This is a genomic window from Pseudomonas sp. TH43 (genome assembly GCF_016650635.1).
Classification (GTDB): Bacteria; Pseudomonadota; Gammaproteobacteria; order Pseudomonadales; family Pseudomonadaceae; genus Aquipseudomonas.
This window is the reverse complement of record NZ_JAEKFI010000004.1, coordinates 172,185-186,977: the sequence shown is the minus strand read 5'-3', so window position 1 is coordinate 186,977 and position 14,793 is coordinate 172,185. Positions and strand designations below refer to the sequence as shown.

At 59.8% G+C, this 14,793-nt stretch carries 11 protein-coding genes; 2 read left to right on the top strand and 9 right to left on the bottom strand.

Features of this window, described 5'->3' with window-relative positions; genetic code table 11:
• The 7 genes from gcvH to arcD (JFT81_RS17105) all read right to left on the bottom strand — a co-directional run bounded on the left by gcvH (position 1) and on the right by arcD (JFT81_RS17105) (position 7,938).
• On the bottom strand, positions 1 to 384 hold the full coding sequence (gene gcvH, locus JFT81_RS17135; protein WP_034153410.1) for a glycine cleavage system protein GcvH: 384 nt from the start codon (positions 382 to 384) through the stop codon (positions 1 to 3).
• A gap of 453 nt (positions 385 to 837) precedes the next feature.
• Positions 838 to 2,346 (bottom strand): sigma-54-dependent transcriptional regulator, encoded by a 1,509-nt coding sequence (locus JFT81_RS17130; RefSeq protein WP_201228247.1) that lies wholly within the window; start codon positions 2,344 to 2,346, stop codon positions 838 to 840.
• Positions 2,347 to 2,607: 261 nt separating this feature from the next.
• The gene (locus JFT81_RS17125; protein ID WP_047599537.1) at positions 2,608 to 2,970 is read right to left on the bottom strand and encodes a DUF5064 family protein; all 363 of its coding nucleotides are present in this window, start codon (positions 2,968 to 2,970) and stop codon (positions 2,608 to 2,610) included.
• A 61-nt stretch (positions 2,971 to 3,031) separates the two neighbouring features.
• Positions 3,032 to 3,961, bottom strand: coding sequence for a carbamate kinase (gene arcC / locus JFT81_RS17120; protein WP_201228246.1), 930 nt, complete (start codon positions 3,959 to 3,961; stop codon positions 3,032 to 3,034).
• Positions 3,962 to 4,139: 178 nt separating this feature from the next.
• Complete coding sequence (locus JFT81_RS17115) at positions 4,140 to 5,150, bottom strand: ornithine carbamoyltransferase (RefSeq protein ID WP_201228245.1); 1,011 nt, start codon at positions 5,148 to 5,150, stop codon at positions 4,140 to 4,142.
• A gap of 69 nt (positions 5,151 to 5,219) precedes the next feature.
• On the bottom strand, positions 5,220 to 6,476 hold the full coding sequence (gene arcA, locus JFT81_RS17110; RefSeq protein ID WP_201228244.1) for an arginine deiminase: 1,257 nt from the start codon (positions 6,474 to 6,476) through the stop codon (positions 5,220 to 5,222).
• 34 nt (positions 6,477 to 6,510) lie between these two features.
• Positions 6,511 to 7,938: an arginine-ornithine antiporter gene (gene arcD / locus JFT81_RS17105; RefSeq protein WP_201228243.1), complete on the bottom strand. Its 1,428-nt coding sequence runs from the start codon at positions 7,936 to 7,938 to the stop codon at positions 6,511 to 6,513.
• A gap of 510 nt (positions 7,939 to 8,448) precedes the next feature.
• Here arcD (JFT81_RS17105) and arcD (JFT81_RS17100) point away from each other — a divergent pair.
• Positions 8,449 to 9,876, top strand: coding sequence for an arginine-ornithine antiporter (gene arcD / locus JFT81_RS17100; protein WP_201228242.1), 1,428 nt, complete (start codon positions 8,449 to 8,451; stop codon positions 9,874 to 9,876).
• Positions 9,873 to 10,736, top strand: a complete 864-nt coding sequence (locus JFT81_RS17095; protein WP_201228241.1) for a DNA-3-methyladenine glycosylase 2 family protein — start codon at positions 9,873 to 9,875, stop codon at positions 10,734 to 10,736. Before arcD (JFT81_RS17100) ends, JFT81_RS17095 begins: the two co-directional genes overlap by 4 nt.
• Positions 10,737 to 10,871: 135 nt before the next feature.
• Here JFT81_RS17095 and JFT81_RS17090 read toward each other — a convergent pair whose 3' ends face one another.
• Together JFT81_RS17090 and JFT81_RS17085 are read right to left on the bottom strand one after the other, a co-directional pair.
• Entirely contained in the window at positions 10,872 to 12,218 is a 1,347-nt protein-coding gene (locus JFT81_RS17090; RefSeq protein WP_201228240.1) for a CoA transferase, read from the bottom strand.
• A gap of 207 nt (positions 12,219 to 12,425) precedes the next feature.
• Positions 12,426 to 14,564, bottom strand: a complete 2,139-nt coding sequence (locus JFT81_RS17085; protein ID WP_201228239.1) for a methyl-accepting chemotaxis protein — start codon at positions 14,562 to 14,564, stop codon at positions 12,426 to 12,428.
• Between the last annotated feature and the right edge of the window lie 229 nt (positions 14,565 to 14,793).

Here is a 14,793-nt window from a genome sequence, read left to right as displayed (position 1 = left end):
TCAGGCTTCGGCTTGGGCTTTGATCAGACGGTCGTACGCGTCCTGATCGAGCAATTTGCCGACAGCGGCGGCATCGCTTGGCTGGAAGCGGAAGAACCAGCCTTGGCCCAGCGGATCTTCGTTGACCAGTTCCGGAGCGTCTTCCAGCGCCGGGTTGACTTCCAGTACGTCGCCGTCGAGAGGCATGTACACGCCGCTGGCGGCTTTCACCGATTCCACGGTGGCGGCTTCGGCGCCTTTTTCGTAAGCCTGCAGCTCAGGCAGTTGCACGAATACCACGTCGCCCAAGGCGTTCTGCGCGAAAGCGGTGATGCCGACAGTAACGCTGCCGTCAGCTTCGGTGCGCAGCCATTCGTGATCTTCAGTAAAACGCAACTCGCTCATGGAAACTCCTCAGGGGGCCAGACTCGTCTGGTGGACGCGGTGGAATAGTCGGGCGCGAAGGCCCTTATTTATGAGGGGTTGATTAGCAAGATCGCGGCCAAGGTTTATTTGTCGTTATAAATCAATGAGTTATGTGTTTCAGCGAAATGGCTGACTTGATCGCGTGTAGCGAAATCGCTACAGCATGGAGCGAGGAAAAAAGCTGAACGGGATCAAAGCCTTGCACAGCGGTGATCGGAGGTGGGTGTAGCGATATCGTTCCGCTGTAGCGCTTTCAGTACAGACAGAGGTCGTTTTTGACGCGATTTCGAATCTACCCTCTAACCCCTGTGGGAGCGAGCCTGCTCGCGAAGAGGGTGTGTCAGTCACCAATGATTCTGCAGATATACCGCTTTCGCGAGCAGGCTCGCTCCCACAGGGGGGTATTTCCCACAGGGGGGATTTTTGGTGTGCTCAGGGTTTGTTGGGGATGCCGTACTTGCGCAGTCGATGGGCGATGGCCGTGTGCGAGGTTTGCAGGCGGCTGGCCAGTTGGCGGGTCGAGGGGTAGCTGACGTAGAGTTTTTCCAGCAGTGATTTCTCGAAGGACTCGACCGCTTGTTCGAGGCTGTCGACATCGCTGTCGGTCTGACGCGCCACCGAGGTGCCGGCGATGTCGAGGTCGCCGATGTCTACAAGGCTGCTTTCACAAATCGCCGCCGCGCGGAAGATCACGTTTTGCAATTGCCGCACATTGCCTGGCCAGCGGTTGCCGAGCAGCGCCGGGTAAGTCCCCGGTGCGAGGCGGCAGACCGGACGCTGGATCTGCGCGCAGGCCTGCTGCATGAAATAACGCGCCAACAACAGAATGTCCTGACCACGTTCACGCAACGGCGGCACTTCGACGTTGAGCACGTTGAGGCGATAAAACAGGTCTTCGCGGAACAAACCTTCGACGACCATTTTTTCCAGGTCACGGTGAGTCGCGCTGAGGATCCGCACGTTGACCTTTACCTCACGATCACCGCCAACCCGACGGAAGCTGCCGTCATTCAAAAAGCGCAGCAGCTTGGCCTGCAAGTACGGCGACATCTCGCCGATCTCATCAAGAAACACCGTGCCTTGGTTGGCCAGTTCCATCAGCCCCGGTTTGCCACCGCGAGCCGCGCCGGTGAAGGCGCCGGGGGCGTAGCCGAACAGTTCGCTCTCGGCGAGGTTCTCCGGCAGCGCTGCGCAGTTCAGCGCGAGAAACGGCGCGCTGTGCCGCGCGCTGATGGCGTGGCAGGCGCGGGCAACGAGTTCTTTACCGGTGCCGGTTTCGCCTTGAATCAATAGCGGCGCATCGAGGGCCGCGACTCTTTGAGCGCGGGCCTTGAGGGTGCGGATCGCCGGGGATTCGCCGAGCAAAGCATCGAAGCCCTCGGCGTGGTCATGGTGCAGTGCCGAGAGTTGTTCGCCGATGCGGTTCGGTTGGTACAACGTGAGCAGGGCGCCAGCGTCGGTGATCGGCGTGGCGTCGAGCAGCAGGGTCTGGCCGTTGACGGTGATTTCGCGCAGCGGCAGACGGAAACCGTGTTCGAGCAAGGTGTCGAGCAGGGCGGGGTCGTTGAACAGTTCAGCGACGCTTTCACCGGCCGGTTCACGACCGTACAGCGCGATCAACGCCGGATTGGCCAGCAACACCTTGCCGGCACTGTCGAGTGCCAGCACCGGGTCGGTCATCGCCGCGAGCAGGGCATCGAGCTGCAAATGCCGGCGCTGGCCGGGGAGGATGTCGACCACCGTCACCGCTTCCACGCCGAGCACACGAAACAGCGCATCTTTCAGTTCTTCGAGCACTTGCGGGCTCAAGGTCGGCGCGTCGATGTAGACGTTCGGCGGGATCATCTCCACCGCATCCAGATTGAGATTGCGCCCACCGAGGATAGCCAGGACTTCCTGGGTGATGCCGACGCGGTCGATGAAACTGACGTGGATACGCATGGGGCGGTTTTGGGTTCTGGATTGCGGAGGGTGGCAAGTATGCCTTAAATCAAAAACACCCTCATCGGAAACGCCGCCCGCCCATCCCTCTCCCGGAGGGAGAGGGGGCCGATTGTGGGATGCTCATGAGATACGCCGACCTGAAAATACGGCTGTGAATCCATAATCGACTCGGACTTCCAGGTCGATGTCTGCCGGCATACACCTCGTTCAGTCCCCTCTCCCTCTGGAAGAGGGCTAGGGTGAGGGTTTTTTAAAGGGTCATTCGAAATGCTCGAGATTGACCGGATCCCCGGATTGCATATTCAACTGCTTGCGGATGTCTTCAAACATCAAGTCGTAATGTTTGTGAACCGAGCCGATCTGGCTGTGTGTCTTGGGGATTCCGTATTTTTCGGCGATCCGGGTCACGTCGCGGGCAAAGTTGTATGCCTCTTCCTTGGGCAGGAAAAACGTTTCCTTCATGTCCTTGCCCTGCATATTGCCATGCAAGGTGAACTGTATCCCTTTGCCTTTTTGCGGGTCGGTGAACACTTCATAGTCGAGGTGCACGTTGTAATTGACGTCATCGTCGGTCAACGCGTGCCGCTCGATATGCAAATGACCAGGTTCAAACTGAGCCATGGTTTTCTCCTTTCAAGGCATGGGAGAAGGGCAGGCCTGGGCCTGCCCCCGGAGTTTCTAATTATCGATAGCTGATGCCCGGCTTCGCCGTACTCACGCGAGTACCGGCGGTGCCCTGGACGATGGCTTCGATGTCCGTTAGCGAACCGATCACCGCGACCTTGCCAGTATGGCGCGCGAATTCGCAAGCTGCCTGCACCTTCGGCCCCATGGACCCGGCGGCAAAACCCAAGCGTTCCAGTTCATCCGGATGCGCTTCGGCGATGGCCTTCTGCGACGGCTTGCCGTAGTCGATGAACGCCGCATTGACGTCAGTGGCGATCACCAGCAGATCGGCTTCCAGTTGTTCGGCGAGCAGCGAGGAACACAGATCCTTGTCGATGACCGCCTCAATGCCTTTGAGATTACGGTTCTCGTCATACATGGTCGGAATCCCGCCGCCACCGGCGCAAATCACGATGCTGCCCTTGTCCAGCAACCACTTGATCGGGCGGATTTCGAAGATGCGTTTCGGCCGAGGGCTGGCCACCACACGGCGGAACTTGTCGCCGTCGGGAGCGATGGCCCAGCCTTTTTCGGCGGCGAGTTTTTCCGCTTCGGCCTTGTCGTAGACCGGACCGATCGGTTTGGTCGGGTTCTTGAAGGCCGGGTCATTGGCGTCGACTTCGACCTGAGTCAGCAGGGTGGCGAACGGCACTTCGAAGTCGAGCAGGTTGCCCAGTTCCTGTTCGATGATGTAGCCGATCATGCCTTCGGTTTCGGCACCGAGCACGTCCAGCGGGTAAGGGGTGACGGAGGTGTAAGCCGCCGCTTGCAGCGACAGCAGGCCGACTTGCGGGCCATTGCCGTGGGCGATGACCAGTTGGTTGCCGGGATGGATCTTGGCGATTTGCTCGGTGGCGATGCGGATGTTGGCGCGCTGATTGTCAGCGGTCATCGGTTCACCACGGCGGAGCAGGGCGTTACCGCCCAGCGCTACGACGATACGCATGGTGCATGTCCTTCTGAAGAACAATAAGGTCTGACGGAACAAGCGCGATCCTGTGGGAGCCGGGCTTGCCCGCGATGGCGGTGTAACAGTCAGCATTCTCGTCGGCTGACACACCGCTATCGCTGGCAAGCCAGCTCCCACATTGACCGTGTCTCGTCAGGAGGAGCGGGCGAGCTTTTTAGATATCCGCCAACGCCGACACCAGAATGGCCTTGATGGTGTGCATGCGGTTTTCCGCTTGCTCGAAGGCAATGTTGGCCGGGGATTCGAAGACCTCTTCCGTCACTTCGACGCCGTTGGCCAGGTGCGGATAGCGCGCGGCGATGTCTTTGCCGACCTTGGTTTCACTGTTGTGGAACGCCGGCAGGCAGTGCATGAATTTCACCCGTGGGTTGCCGGAGGCTTTCATCATCTTGGTGTTGACCTGGTACGGCAGCAGTTGCTCGATGCGCTCATCCCACGCTTCCACTGGCTCACCCATCGACACCCAGATGTCGGTATGGATGAAGTCGACATCTTTGACCGCTTCTTTCGGGTCTTCTGTGAGGGTGATGCGCGCGCCGCTTTCTTCGGCGAATTCTTTGCACTGGGCAATGAAATCAGCGTGTGGCCACAGCGCTTTCGGTGCAGCAATGCGCACGTCCATGCCCAGTTTGGCGCCGATCATTAGCAGCGAATTACCCATGTTGTAACGGGCGTCACCGAGGTAGGCGTAGCTGATGTCATGCATCGGCTTGTCGCTGTGTTCGCGCATGGTCAGCACGTCGGCAATCATTTGCGTCGGGTGGAATTCAGCGGTCAAACCGTTGAACACCGGCACACCGGCGAACTTGGCCAGTTCTTCGACGATTTCCTGTTCGAAGCCACGGTACTCGATGGCGTCAAACATCCGGCCCAGTACGCGGGCGGTGTCTTTCATGCTTTCTTTGTGGCCGATCTGCGACGACACAGGGTCAATGTAGGTGACGTGAGCACCCTGGTCGTGGGCGGCGACTTCGAAGGCGCAACGGGTTCGAGTCGAGGTTTTTTCAAAGATCAGCGCGATGTTCTTGCCTTGCAGGTGTGGACGCTCGGTGCCGGTGTACTTGGCGCGCTTGAGGTCGCGGGACAGGTCGATCAGGTAGTTGAGCTCGCGAGTGGTGTGGTGCATCAAGCTCAGCAAGCTGCGGTTGCGCATATTAAAAGCCATGATGGATCTCCTTCGGTGTCGGTTATCCCCCTGGCCGCACGTTGTAAGTGTCGGCCAGGGCTCAGAGGTTTAGTAATCGATCGGGTCGCGGATGATCGGGCAGGTCATGCAGTGGCCGCCGCCACGGCCACGGCCGAGTTCGCCGGCGCTGATGGTGATGACCTCCACGCCCGCCTTGCGCAGCAGGGTGTTGGTGTAGGTGTTGCGGTCGTAGCCGATGACCACGCCCGGTTCCACGGCCACCACGTTGTTGCCGTCGTCCCATTGCTCGCGTTCGGCGGCGAAGCTGTTGCCGCCGGTTTCCACTACGCGCAGCTTCGGCAGGTTGAGGGCTTTGGCGACGGTGTCGAGGAAGCTCGATTCTTCGCGGCGGATATCGATGCCGCCCTGTTTGCTTTCGTCAGGGCGCAGGGTGAACGCGACGATCTGATTGACCACCTCAGGGAAAATCGTCACGAGGTCGCGGTCGCAGAAGCTGAACACGGTGTCCAGGTGCATCGCCGCGCGGGATTTCGGCAGGCCGGCAACGATGACTTTTTCCACGGCTTTGTTCTTGAACAGGTTCAGCGCCAGTTGGCCGATGGCCTGACGGGATGAGCGCTCGCCCATACCGATCAGCACCACGCCGTTGCCGATCGGCATCACGTCGCCGCCTTCGAGGGTGGAGCTGCCGTGGTCCTTGTCCGGGTCGCCGTACCAGATTTCGAATTCGGCGTTGGTGAACTGCGGGTGGAATTTGTAGATGGCGGTGGTCAGCAGGGTTTCCTGACGACGCGCCGGCCAGTACATCGGGTTCAGCGTCACGCCGCCGTAGATCCAGCACGTGGTGTCGCGGGTGAACTGGGTGTTCGGCAGCGGCGGCAGAATGAAGCTGGAGTGGCCGAGGAAGTCGCGGAACATCTGGATGGTCTTGCCACCGAAGCTGTCCGGCAGATCATCGGCGGACACGCCACCAATCAGGTATTCGGCGATGTGTCGCGGCTCCAGACTTTTCAGCCAGGATTTCACTTCGTTGATCAGGCCCAGGCCCACCGAGTCGGCGGTGACCTTGCGCTCGAGAATCCAGTCCAGCGCTTCCGGGATGGCGACGATGTCGGTCAGCAGGTTGTGCATTTCCAGCACATCGATGCCGCGCTCGCGCATCTTGGTGACGAAGTCGAAGTGGTCGCGCTTGGCTTGGGCAACCCAGAGCACGTCATCGAACAGCAGTTCATCGCAGTTGTTCGGGGTCAGCCGCTGGTGGGCCAGACCTGGGGAGCAAACCATGACTTTGCGCAGTTTGCCGGCTTCGGAATGGACGCCGTACTTAACTTTTTCCGTGGTCATTGCAGTGATCCTCCAGAGATAAAACGTTTGGCAATTACAGAGTCAGGAAACCGTCGTAGAGACCGTAGGCAGCCACCAGGGCACCGACGACCACCGCGGCAAAAATCAGCTTCTCGACATTGGTGAAAACAGCTTGTTTGAGTTCCAGCTTGGCCTTGGCGAACAGGATCGCGCCGGGCGCATACAGCAGGGCGGAAAGCAGCAGGTACTTGACCCCGCCGGCGTACAGCAGCCACACCGCGTAGATCAGGGCGATGCCGCCGATGATCAGATCCTTGCGCCGCTCGGCCGCGAAGCCTTCGTAGGTTTCGCCGCGCACCGCCAGCAGCAGGGCATACGCCGCCGACCACAGGTACGGCACCAGAATCATCGAGGTGGCGAGGTAGATCAGCGACAGGTAAGTGCTGGCCGAGAACAGGGTGATGATGAGGAAAATCTGCACCATCGCGTTGGTCAGCCACAGGGCATTGACCGGTACGTGGTTGGCGTTTTCCTTACGCAGGAATTCCGGCATGGTGTGGTCTTTGGCGGCGGCGAACATGATCTCCGCACACAACAGCACCCACGACAGCAACGCGCCCAGCAGCGAGATGATCAGACCGACGCTGATCAGCACCGCGCCCCAGTGACCGACCACGTGCTCAAGCACGGCGGCCATCGACGGGTTCTGCAGTTTGGCCAGTTCCGGCTGAGTCATGATGCCCAGCGACAGCACGTTCACCAGCACCAGAAACAGCAGCACGGTGATGAAACCGATCACGGTGGCCTTGCCGACGTCCGAGCGTTTTTCTGCTCGGGCCGAGAAGATGCTCGCGCCTTCGATGCCGATGAACACCCACACGGTGACCAGCATCATGTTGCGCACCTGGTTCATCACGCTGCCCAGATCCGGGTTTTTCACGCCCCAGATGTCAGCGGTGAAGATGTCCAGTTTGAAGGCGAAGATCGCGATCAGCACAAACAGCAGTAACGGCACGACCTTGGCGACCGTGGTCACGAGGTTGATGAACGCTGCTTCCTTGATCCCGCGCAGCACCAGAAAGTGCACGGCCCACAACAGCGCGGAAGCGCCAATGACGGCAGCAACGGTGTTGCCCTCACCGAACACCGGAAAGAAGTAGCCGAGGGTACTGAACAGCAGAACGAAGTAACCGACGTTGCCCAGCCAGGCACTGATCCAGTAACCCCAGGCGGACGAGAAACCCATGTAATCGCCGAAACCGGCCTTGGCGTAGGCGTAGACGCCGCCGTCCAGGTCAGGCTTGCGATTGGCGAGGGTTTGAAAGACAAAAGCGAGGGTGAGCATGCCGACAGCGGTAATGGCCCAACCGATCAGCACCGCGCCGACGTCGGCGCTGGCGGCCATGTTTTGTGGCAAAGAGAATATCCCGCCACCGATCATTGAACCGACTACCAAGGCAACCAGTGCACCAAGTCGTAGTTTTCCGGGAGCTTCAGACATTGCATGACTCCATTGCAGGAGAGAAGAGTTCACAGCGTAGGACTGTTGACTGTTCGAACAACTGACGTAGATCAGTTCATGGACACATTCCATTGTTAATGAATGACTTAGTAAGCCACTGCAGGCATAAAGCTATTGTCTGTAAAGCCCGTCCTAGAGGGGTTTGTTGTGGGTTTTTGGGAATGGCTATTATTACTTTCGAACTATCACGCTAGTTCTTTTTCAGGTTTTGGCAAATTTTCCGCTTCTGTTTTCAGTACAGAATTGATTTATTAGGTTCAGCGCACAAAACTGTCTTAACGTGCTAGGCGTTAGCGTCTTCGGCTATATATAAATGGACGTTTTTCGGTGGTATTCAATAAACGTTTTTAGTGTTTATCCATTTAGTTAATGTTTGATGAACACGCCTATTCTGTGGCGAGGGGATAAAATCCCTCGCCACAGAGAGTCACTCTCACCACAGGTGTAAACAGGTTCTGATAACCCGTTGTTTGGAAAAGGGAGACTGGAATGTCGCAAACGACGCAAAAGCTGCGCCTGGGTGCGTTGATCGCCCTAGTGGTGGGTTCAATGATCGGCGGGGGGATTTTCTCGTTGCCGCAGAACATGGCCGCGCGCGCCGATGCCGGGGCGATCCTGATCGGTTGGGGTATCACGGCGATCGGCATGTTGACCCTGGCGTTTGTGTTCCAGACCCTGGCCAACCGCAAGCCGGAGCTGGATTCCGGTGTGTATGCCTACGCCAAGGCCGGTTTTGGCGACTACATGGGTTTTTCGTCTGCGTGGGGTTACTGGATCAGCGCGTGGCTGGGCAACGTCGGTTATTTCGTCCTGCTGTTCAGCACCCTCGGTTATTTCTTTCCGGTGTTTGGTCAGGGCAATACGCCAATCGCCATCGGCTGTGCGTCGGTGCTGCTGTGGGCTGTGCATTTTCTGGTGATGCGCGGGATCAAGGAGGCTGCGTTCATCAATCAGGTGACCACAGTGGCGAAGATCGTGCCGTTGATCATGTTCATCGTCATCGCCGCCGTGGCGTTCAAGGCCGACATCTTTACCCGTGACATCTGGGGACGCAGCAACCCGAGTTTCGGCGGGGTGATGGATCAAGTGCGCAACATGATGCTGGTCACCGTGTTCGTGTTCATTGGTATCGAAGGCGCCAGCGTGTATTCGGCGCGGGCGGCGAAACGCAGCGACGTCGGCCGCGCCACAGTGATCGGTTTTATCGGCGTGCTGGCGCTACTGGTGCTGGTCAATGTGTTGTCGTTGGGGATCATGAGCCAGCCGGAACTGGCCAAGCTGCAGAACCCGTCGCTGGCGGCGGTGCTGGAGCACATCGTCGGGCCGTGGGGGGCGTTGCTGATCAGTATTGGTCTGGCGATTTCCCTGCTCGGCGCATTGTTGTCCTGGGCGTTGCTGTGTGCGGAAATCCTCTTCGCGACCGCCAAGGACAAGACCATGCCGGCGTTCCTGAAAAAGGAAAACAAGAACCATGTGCCGGTCAATGCGTTGTGGCTGACCAACGTGATGATCCAGATTTTCCTGTTGATCACGCTGTTTTCGGCGGGCACCTACACCAGCCTGATTTATCTCGCTTCGTCGATGATTCTGGTGCCGTACTTGTGGTCGGCGGCGTATGCGGTATTGCTCAGCGGGCGCGGCGAAACCTACGAACACGCCTCGGCCGAGCGCACCAAGGACTTGCTGATCGGCGGCATCGCGCTCGGTTATGCGGTGTGGCTGTTGTATGCCGGCGGAGTGAAGTATTTGCTGCTGTCGGCGTTGCTGTATGCGCCGGGGGTGATCCTGTTTGCCAAAGCCAAGCATGAGCAGGGCGAGCCGTTGTTCACCCATGTCGAGAAAGGCATTTTTACCTGCGTGATCATCGGCGCCGGGCTGGCGGCTTACGGTTTGTACAGCGGATTGCTGTCGTTGTGAGGTTGCGGCTTGAGTATCAGCCGCCTTATGACTGGGCGGCGATGCTGGGGTTTCTCGCGGCGCGGGCGGTGGTCGGGATGGAGACCGTTGTCGACGGTGTGTACTCGCGAAGCATCGGGTTGCACGGCGTTCACGGTACGGTTTCGGTCGGCCCCGGCACCGCTGATGCGCTGGAGGTGGCGCTGGATTTTCCAGATTTGACGGCGCTGCCGGAGATCGTTGCGCGGTTGCGGCGAATGTTTGATCTGGATGCTGATCTGCCGCTGATGCAACGGCATCTGGCGCAAGATCCGTTGCTGGCGCGGTTGATCGCCGAGCACCCGGGGTTGCGGATTCCCGGCGCATGGGACGGTCTGGAACTGGCGTTTCGCGCGGTGCTTGGGCAGCAGATTACCGTGGTCGCGGCGATTCGTCTGGCGGGGAAACTGGTCGGGCAATATGGCGCGCCGCTGCGTTCAACAATTCCCGATTTGACTCACGTTTTTCCTCAGGCGGATGTTTTGGCAGCGGCGGATCTGGCCGCTTTGGGCATGCCAAAAAGTCGTGGGCGCACGCTGTCGGGCGTGGCACAGGCGTTGCTGGAGGATCCGTCGTTATTTGAGCCGAATCGCGAGGGCGGGGTGGTGCGATTGTTGGCGCTGCACGGCATTGGTGATTGGACGGCGCAGTACATTGCGCTGCGGCAGTTGCGCGATATGGATGGGTTTCCCCATGGCGATATCGGGTTGCTAAGAGCGCTGGAAGTGCTGGAGGGGCAGCGGCCGACGGCGCAGGAACTGGCCGTTCGTGCAGAGGCGTGGCGGCCGTATCGAGGGTATGCCGCTCAGCTTTTGTGGACGTCCTTGAGCCGGGCTGACTGATCCGAAGTGTGTGCCGGCAAAACCGGCCTCATCGCTGGCAAGCCAGCTCCCACAGGTTTCCGGGCGCTCACAGATTACGAGGGCGACACGGACACTGTGGGAGCTGGCTTGCCAGCGATGGGGCCCGAGCAGTCACTACCACTGTGGCCGGTGTGAACCCAATTCTGTGGCCGGCAACGCCCAATGCACCGGCGTCCCGCTGATCGTCAGCGGCGCTTGCAACCGGTGCGCCGGGCCCCACGGGGTTTGCTCGAGAAATGAACCCTGATCCCGCTCATCCTCGGCCCGCAACGCCTCACCTGTTCCCGGCCCATGCTCGATCAGCAACTTTGCCGTACGCGCCAGCGACAGCCGTGCCGAACCACTGCGGCCGCTGCGCAAGCGCTCGGCCAGCAAGGTGATTGCACTCGCGGCCATCAGATACCCGGTCGCATGATCCAGCGCCTGTACCGGCAGTGGCGTCGGTTTGTCGGCGTGCTTCCAGCGTTGCCCCGCCTCGGCGATGCCGCTGCTCATCTGCACCAGGCTGTCGAACCCGCGCCGGTTTTGCCACGGGCCGCTCCAGCCGTAGGCGTTGAGGCAGACATCAATCAGACCCGGCGCCAGTTGCCGACGGCGCTCGGCGCCGAAACCGAGCTGCTCCAAGGCATCGGCGCGGTAGCCGTGGAGCAGAATGTCCGCGTCTTTGAGTAGATGTTCGAACACGCTGCGATCGGCCGGATTGTACAGATCCAGTCGCGCACAACGTTTGCCGAGGGTGACTTCCGGGACCACACCCGGCTCGTTCCAGGTCGGCGGATCGATGCGCAACACATTGGCGCCGAGGCCGGCAAGAAAGCGGCTGGCGGTCGGGCCGGCGAGCACGCGTGTCAGGTCCAACACCTTGATTGCGGCCAACGGACGCTCCACTGAGCCTTGCCACGATTTGGCTTGTTCATCCTGAGCGGAGCTGAAGTGCACAAGCGGCTCGGCATTCACCGCCAACCCCTGCGGATGTTGTTGCCACTGCGCCCAACTGCGCATCTCGGCGGCACAACCTTTGGCATCGACCACCGCTTGCTCCAGATCCTTGCTGACCCATTGCGCAACTTTGGCGGCCATCGCCGCGCGGTCGGCACAGGCGCCGAGTACGCTTTCGGCGGCAGCGCGGTGGTGCGGGGCATTGGTGTGCAGGCGGATCCAGCCGTCCTTTGTCGCATAGTCGCCGGCCACCGGATCCCACAGCGGCGGCAGTTGCCAGCCGATCGGGCGGATCGAGGTGGCGAACCAGAACGAGGCCAGGCGTCGGTCGACTTCAACGGCGGGCAGGTGACCGGTTTGCTGATTCAACAGTTCGCTGACGGCCTGAGCGGCAGCGGCGATGCTGGCGCAGGCCAGTTCGGTGACGGTGAACGCCGAGGGCAGGGCGCCACGGTCGGTGAACGCAATCGACGTGTGCGGCAAGCCGAGTGCGGCTTGAATGGACGTGAGCAGATCAGTCATCAAAGGCCCTCCGGAACGAGAGGGCGATGATAGTGCAAAAAATCGATGGGTTAGATGAAACCCCCGATTCCAGAGTTGCCACTTGACCCTGTGGGAGCTGGCTTGCCAGCGATAGCGGTGTGTCAGTCAACAATCTATCGACTGATCTGCCGCCATCGCTGGCAAGCCAGCTCCCACAGTGATTTGTGGTGATTTTTTGGTCGGTGATTACACGCGGAACTGGTCCATCAGCTTCATCTGCTGACTGGCCAGTGCATTGAGTTGGCTGCTGATCGCGGCCGATTCGGTTGCCTGGCCGGTCAGGGTTTCGGTCACGGTACGAATCGCCGAGACGTTGCGGTTGACCTCCTCAGCCACCGCACTCTGTTGCTCGGCGGCGCTGGCGATTTGCAGGTTCATGTCGCTGATCACCGTCACCGCATCGCTGATCTTGCCCAGCGCATCGACGGCCTGGCGGATCTGCCCGGCGTTGTTGTGCGCTTGGGTCTGGCTCGAATGCATGGTCGCGACCACGCCACGGGTGCCGGTCTGGATGCGTTCGATCACCACGCGAATCTCTTCCACCGAATCCTGCGTACGCTTGGCCAGATTGCGCACTTCGTCAGCGACCACGGCGAAACCACGTCCGCTCTCGCCGGCGCGGGCCGCTTCGATCGCCGCGTTGAGCGCCAACAGGTTGGTCTGTTCGGCGATGCTGCGGATCACTTCCAGCACTGAGCCGATCTGTTCGCTGTTGACCGCCAGCGCTTCGACTTCGGTCACTGCTTTGCTGACTTCGTCGGCCAGTTGATTGATGTCGCGGGTGCTGCGCTCGATGATCGACATGCCGTCGCGGGCCGATTGGTCGGCACCTTTGGCGGCATTGGCAGCGTTCGATGCGCTGTTGGCGACATCGTGGGCGGTGGCGCTCATCTCGTTCGACGCGGTGGCCACCTGATCGATCTCGCGGAACTGCACCTGCATGCCTTCACTGGTCTGCCGAGCGATCTCCGAAGACTGGTCGGCAGTGCCGCGCGCTTCGGTGATGCTTTGTTTGATCTGCGCGATGGTCGGTTGCAGCTTGTCGAGGAAACGGTTGAACCAGTTCACCAGTTCGCCCAATTCATCCTGCTTTTTGTAGTTCAGGCGTTGGGTCAGGTCGCCCTCACCACTGGCAATGTTCTTGAGCATTTCGGCGACGCTGTTGATCGGCCGGGTCACGCCCGAAGCGGTGAGCCAGATCAGCAGCAGGCCGATGAGACCAGCGGCTACAGCCACCAACACGGCGGTGATCACGCCGGTTTCCTGAGCGTCGTCGAGTACCGCTTGCAGCTTGACCGAGTCGGCCAGCAACACTTGTTTCGGCAGGTCGATGACCACGCCCCAGGCGCGCGAATTGCCAATCGGATCGACCGGGTAAACGGCGCGAATCAGGTCGCCCTGTTCGAGGATTTTCGGCGTGCTGCTGGCGAGCAATTGCAATACGTCCTTGCCATCGGCGCCAAGGGTGTCGCTGATCTTCTTGCCAACCTTGGCAGCGTCTGAGCTGTCGGCAGCCAGGACGCCACTGCCAGAGACGATGAGCATGTGCCCAGCGTTGTTGAACAGGTTGCGCTGCGAGTCCACTGCTGCCGCTTGCAGGGCATCGAGGGCGATGTCGACACCGACCACACCGATGGCTTTGCCATCGACAATCAACGGTACGGAAATGGTCGTCATGAGCATTTCCTTGGTGCCGACGGTATCGGCGTACGGGTCGAGCAAGCAGGTTCGTTTATTGTCGCGAGGGCAGGTGTACCAGCTGTTGTAGGGCGTGCCACTGACGCTGAGGGTGGTCTTGGTCAGGTCTTCTTCGACCATGATCGTGTTCAGCGAGGAACCGGCCGCGCGGCTCCAATAGGTCGCGAAGCGTCCGGCTTCGTTGGATTGGCGGGCGGCGTCGTTGACGAACTCGCTGTCCTTGCCGTCAAGGCCGTTCGGTTCAAAGGCGAGCCAGATGCCGAGGACTTTGTCGTTGCGCTCGAACGCGGTTTTCAGGCTCAGGTTCAACTCTTCACGTAATGCGCCCGCCTCCAGCGAGCGCTTGGTGGCCATCGCGCGCATGTCCTTGATCTGGTCGGCCAGCGCAGTGATCACCGTCAGGCTTTCGCCGAAGGTTTTCTGGACGCGCACGGCTTGTTCGGCGGCTTTGGCTTGCAGCAGGTTCTCCACGCTGGCGGTGAGCATTTTGCTGCTGGAGTCGCTGACCAGTTCGTCGTTCTGGTTAGTCTGGTAAATATTCATGCCGACGATCAGCGCCACCACACCGAGCAGGCACAGACCGGAGAGCAGAACGATTTTCAGGCGAATGGACAGAGCGTCGAACATGGGGCGATCTCGCGAATGAATAAACGGGTGGCATGCGGACATGAACGGTCCGGTTCGCCAAATCCATTCAGCGCCATTCAATGCTCATCGGCGAGAAGCGAGAGGGCATGAGCAGGCTGCCGACGGACGGTCAGCGCTAAACGTTTGCGCAGGAGATTGTGCTGAAAAGGCGATTAATTACAGGGAAGTTTCAGGGGGACACAGCGTGTTGATCGGGCCTGAGCCTTGC

Coding starts and splice junctions, on each gene's coding strand:
- gcvH (WP_034153410.1), bottom strand. CDS start 384: ATGAGCGAGTTGCGTTTTACTGAAGATCACGAATGGCTGCGCACCGAA.
- JFT81_RS17130 (WP_201228247.1), bottom strand. CDS start 2,346: ATGCGTATCCACGTCAGTTTCATCGACCGCGTCGGCATCACCCAGGAA.
- JFT81_RS17125 (WP_047599537.1), bottom strand. CDS start 2,970: ATGGCTCAGTTTGAACCTGGTCATTTGCATATCGAGCGGCACGCGTTG.
- arcC (WP_201228246.1), bottom strand. CDS start 3,961: ATGCGTATCGTCGTAGCGCTGGGCGGTAACGCCCTGCTCCGCCGTGGT.
- JFT81_RS17115 (WP_201228245.1), bottom strand. CDS start 5,150: ATGGCTTTTAATATGCGCAACCGCAGCTTGCTGAGCTTGATGCACCAC.
- arcA (WP_201228244.1), bottom strand. CDS start 6,476: ATGACCACGGAAAAAGTTAAGTACGGCGTCCATTCCGAAGCCGGCAAA.
- arcD (WP_201228243.1), bottom strand. CDS start 7,938: ATGTCTGAAGCTCCCGGAAAACTACGACTTGGTGCACTGGTTGCCTTG.
- arcD (WP_201228242.1), top strand. CDS start 8,449: ATGTCGCAAACGACGCAAAAGCTGCGCCTGGGTGCGTTGATCGCCCTA.
- JFT81_RS17090 (WP_201228240.1), bottom strand. CDS start 12,218: ATGACTGATCTGCTCACGTCCATTCAAGCCGCACTCGGCTTGCCGCAC.
- JFT81_RS17085 (WP_201228239.1), bottom strand. CDS start 14,564: ATGTTCGACGCTCTGTCCATTCGCCTGAAAATCGTTCTGCTCTCCGGT.